A 4,086-nucleotide genomic window follows, 5' to 3' on the forward strand; every position below is an offset into this window, starting at 1 on the left:
ACCTGCGCGCCCACCTGCGGCACGACCCCGCCGGGGCCCCGCCGCGCGAGCGCGAGCAGCCGGCGCCCGGGCGGGGTGAGCACGACGGCCGCGGCCGCCACCAGGCCGGCCAGGGTCGACAGCAGCGACGGGAGCCGCAGCGAGGACGCCACCTGCTCCGCCTGCGCGACCGCGTCCGCGGGCAGCCCCGCCGTCGGGTCGACGGGCGCTGCGGGCGCGGCCGTCCACGGCACGAGCAACCAGGTGAGGTCCGCGGCCAGGGCGACGACGACGAGGGCGACCCCGACGAGCACAGGGGGCAGGGCGGAGGAGGGGGCGGCAGCAGGGCCGGCAGGCTCGGACCTCGCCGTGGCGCTCATGCCCCCAGGGTCACACCCGCCGCCGGGCCGGGCGCGCCCGCACCCTCAGGGGCGCAGCGCGGGCGGGACGACCAGCACCGGCCGGGCGCGGCCGTCGACGTCCTGGACGAGCGCGACGAGCCGGCCGGCCGGGTCGATGGCGGCGACCACGCCGTCACCGGTCCCCCACGGCTCGAGCCGCCGGCCGTGGCCGAGCAGGGTCGCGTCCTCCGCCGACACGTCCCGTACGCCGAAGCAGCGGCGCGAGGCGGCCGCGAGGTCGAGCATCGCCGCGCCGACCACCTCGCGGGCCGCGTCGAGGTCCGCGTCGGGGGCACGCCGGCCGGGCACCTGCACGGCCTCGTCCTCGCCGAACGGGCCCGACGCGCTCCGGCGCAGCGCCGTCAGGTGACCGCCGACACCGAGGGCCGCGCCGAGGTCGCGGGCGAGGGCCCGGACGTAGGTCCCCGACGACACCTCGGCGACCACGTCGACGTCCAGCGCCGCGTGCCCCGCGCCGCCGGTCGCACCGGCGGGCACGGCGCGGACGTCGAGCACCTCGAGCCGGTGGACCGTCACGGGGCGGGCGGCCAGCTCGACGTCCTCCCCGGCGCGCACCCGGCTGTAGGAGCGACGGCCGTCGACCTTGATGGCGCTGACGGTCGAGGGAACCTGCAGCACGGGCCCCCTCAGCGCCCCCAGCGCCGCCTCGACCGCGGCCCGGTCGAGCCCGGCCACGTCGGCCCCGCCGCTGACCTCGCCCTCGGCGTCGTCGGTCACGGTGGAGACCCCGAGCCGCACCGTCGCCAGGTATGTCTTGTCGTGGCCGACCAGGTACGTGAGCAGCCGGGTGGCCCAGCCGACGCCGAGCACGAGCACGCCCGTCGCCATCGGGTCGAGCGTGCCGGCGTGCCCCACCCGCCGGGTCTGGACGAGCTTCCGGGTCCGGGCGACCACGTCGTGGCTCGACACGCCCTGCGGCTTGTCGACCACGAGCAGGCCGCACGGGCCGGTGAGCTCGTCGGCGGGCACCCTCAGCCGCGCTCGGGGCGCTCGGTCGAGCCGTCGCCCAGGGCGTCGGCGGGGGCCCCGAAGGCCTCGTCGCGGAAGGCCGCCCCGAGGCCGTCACCGGCTGGAGCGTCGTCCTCGTCGTCGTCCTCGTCGTCGTCCTCGTCGACCACGCGGGGCGCCTTGTACGGGTCGGCGTCGCCGGCCGGCTGGGCGCCGACCGCGGCGGCGGCGATCTCGGCGTCCCGGGCGCGGGCCGCGGCGAGCACGTCGTCGATCCGGCTGGCCGCCTCGGGCACGCCGTCCAGGACGAACTCGAGGGTCGGGGTGAGCCGCATCCCGGTCTGCTTGCCCACCTCGGCACGCAGCAGCCCGCGGGCGGACTCCAGCGCGGCGGCGGTGCCCTCGCGCTCCTCGTCCCCGCCGTAGACGGTCCAGAAGACGGTGGCGTGCTGCAGGTCGTTGGTCACCCGGGCGTCGGTGAGGGTGACGAAGCCGAGGCGGGGGTCCTTCACGCGCTTGTCGAGCGTCTCGGCGACGACGACCTTGATGCGGTCGGCGAGCCGTCGGGCGCGGGCGGGGTCAGCCATGTCTGCCTCCTCGTGGGTGGTGCCTGGGACGGACGGCGCCGCCGGGGAGCTCCCCGGCGGCGCCGTCCGTCTGTCGGTGGTGCAGGCCTCGCGGCCGTCGTGCGTCGACCTCAGGCGCGCGGCTTCTCGCGCATCTCGAAGGTCTCGACCACGTCGTCGGGCTGGATGTCGTTGAACGACCCCAGGCCGATACCGCACTCGTAGCCCTCACGGACCTCGGTCGCGTCGTCCTTGAACCGGCGCAGCGACTCGATCTTGAGGTTGTCGCCGATGACGACACCGTCGCGGGTGAGGCGGGCGCTGGTGTTGCGACGGATGAGGCCGGACCGGACCAGCGCACCGGCGATGTTGCCGAACTTGCTGGAGCGGAACACCTCGCGGATCTCCGCGGTGCCGAGCTGGACCTCTTCGTACTCGGGCTTCAGCAGGCCCTTGAGGCCCTGCTCCACGTCCTCGATCGCCGCGTAGATGACCGAGTAGTAGCGCATGTCGACGCCCTCGCGGTCGGCCAGCTGGGTCGCCGGGCCGTCCGGTCGGACGTTGAAGCCGATGATGATCGCGTTGGACGCGCTGGCCAGCATGACGTTGGTGCGGGTGATGGCACCCACGCCGCGGTCGATGATGCGCAGCTGCACGTCGTCGCCCACGTCGAGCTGGACCAGGGCCTCCTCCAGCGCCTCGACCGAGCCGGAGACGTCGCCCTTGAGGATGAGGTTGAGCGTCTCGACCTTGCCGGCCTGCAGGGCCTGGGTGAAGTCCTCCAGCGTGATGCGCTTGCGGGCCTTGGCCAGCACCGCGTTGCGCTCCACCGCCTGGCGCTTCTCGGCGATCTGGCGGGCGGTGCGGTCGTCGGGCGCCACGAGGAACGAGTCGCCGGCGCCGGGCACGCTGGTCAGGCCGAGGACCTGGACCGGGCGTGCCGGGAGCGCCTCGGGCAGCGCACCGCCGTGCTCGTCGAACATGGCGCGCACGCGGCCGTACGCCGTGCCGGCGACGATCGCGTCACCGACGCGCAGCGTGCCGGACTGGACGAGGACGGTGGCGACGGGGCCGCGGCCCTTGTCGAGGTTGGCCTCGATGGAGACACCGCGGGCGTCCTTGTCGGCCCGGGCCCGCAGGTCCAGCGCCGCGTCCGCGGTGAGGAGCACCGCGTCCAGCAGCTCGTCGATGCCGACGCGCTGGAGCGCGGAGACCTCGACGAACATCGTGTTGCCGCCGTAGTCCTCGCTCACCAGCCCGTACTCGGCGAGCTGGCCCTTGACCTTGTCCGGGTTGGCGCCGGCGCGGTCGATCTTGTTGACCGCGACGACCACCGGGACGTCGGCGGCGAGGGCGTGGTTGAGCGCCTCCACCGTCTGCGGCATGACGCCGTCGTCCGCGGCGACCACGAGGATCGCGATGTCGGTGACCTTGGCACCACGGGCACGCATGGCCGTGAAGGCCTCGTGGCCCGGGGTGTCGATGAACGTGATCGCCCGGTCGATGTCCTCGTGCACGTGGCGCACCTGGTAGGCGCCGATGTGCTGGGTGATGCCGCCGGACTCGCCCGCGACCACGTCGGTCTGCCGGATCGCGTCCAGCAGCTTGGTCTTGCCGTGGTCGACGTGGCCCATGACGGTGACGACCGGCGGGCGGGCGACGACGTACTCCTCGTCGTCCTCCTCGTCCAGGTCGATGTCGAAGCCGCTGAGCAGCTCACGGTCCTCGTCCTCGGGCGAGACGATCTGGACGTCGTAGCCCAGCTCGGTGCCGATGAGCAGGAACGTGTCCTCGTCGAGGCTCTGCGTGGCCGTGGCCATCTCGCCGAGCCCGAACAGGACGCGCACCAGCGAGCCGGGGTTCGCGTCGATCTTGTCCGCGAAGTCCGTCAGGCTCGAGCCGCGACGCAGCCGGACGACGGTGGTGCCGTCGCCGCGGGGGACGTCGAAGCCGCCCATCGTCGGCGCGGACATGTTGTCGAACTCCTGGCGCTTGGCCCGCTTGGACTTGCGCGCCCGGACCGGACGACCGCCACCGCGGCCGAACGCGCCCTGCGTGCCGCCGCGGCCGCGGGAGCCCTTGCCGAAGCCACCGCTGGTGGGCATGCGGCCGGGACCACCGGGACCGCCGGGAGCGCCGCCGGGACCACCGGGGCCGCTGGGGCCGCCGCC

4 protein-coding genes are annotated in these 4,086 nt (G+C 74.9%); all 4 read right to left on the minus strand.

Going from position 1 to position 4,086, the window contains the following annotated elements:
• Nucleotides 1-359 (minus strand): hypothetical protein (locus WCS02_RS18315; RefSeq protein ID WP_340295727.1); only part of this gene is annotated, 359 nt, incomplete at its 3' end.
• A gap of 45 nt (nucleotides 360-404) precedes the next feature.
• Nucleotides 405-1,370, minus strand: coding sequence for a tRNA pseudouridine(55) synthase TruB (gene truB / locus WCS02_RS18320; RefSeq protein ID WP_340295728.1), 966 nt, complete (start codon nucleotides 1,368-1,370; stop codon nucleotides 405-407).
• Between the two features lie 2 nt (nucleotides 1,371-1,372).
• A complete protein-coding gene (gene rbfA / locus WCS02_RS18325) occupies nucleotides 1,373-1,936 on the minus strand; it encodes a 30S ribosome-binding factor RbfA (RefSeq protein ID WP_340295729.1) in 564 nt (187 codons plus the stop codon).
• Nucleotides 1,937-2,046: 110 nt separating this feature from the next.
• Nucleotides 2,047-4,086, minus strand: a 2,040-nt coding sequence (infB, locus tag WCS02_RS18330; RefSeq protein ID WP_340295730.1) for a translation initiation factor IF-2, incomplete at its 5' end; no start/stop codon positions are given.

The sequence above is a fragment of the Aquipuribacter hungaricus genome, from assembly GCF_037860755.1.
Lineage (GTDB): Bacteria > Actinomycetota > Actinomycetes > Actinomycetales > JBBAYJ01 > Aquipuribacter > Aquipuribacter hungaricus.

Bases quoted from the DNA above. Each gene is read 5' to 3' on its own strand.
- rbfA (WP_340295729.1), bottom strand. From the start codon at position 1,936: ATGGCTGACCCCGCCCGCGCCCGACGGCTCGCCGACCGCATCAAGGTC.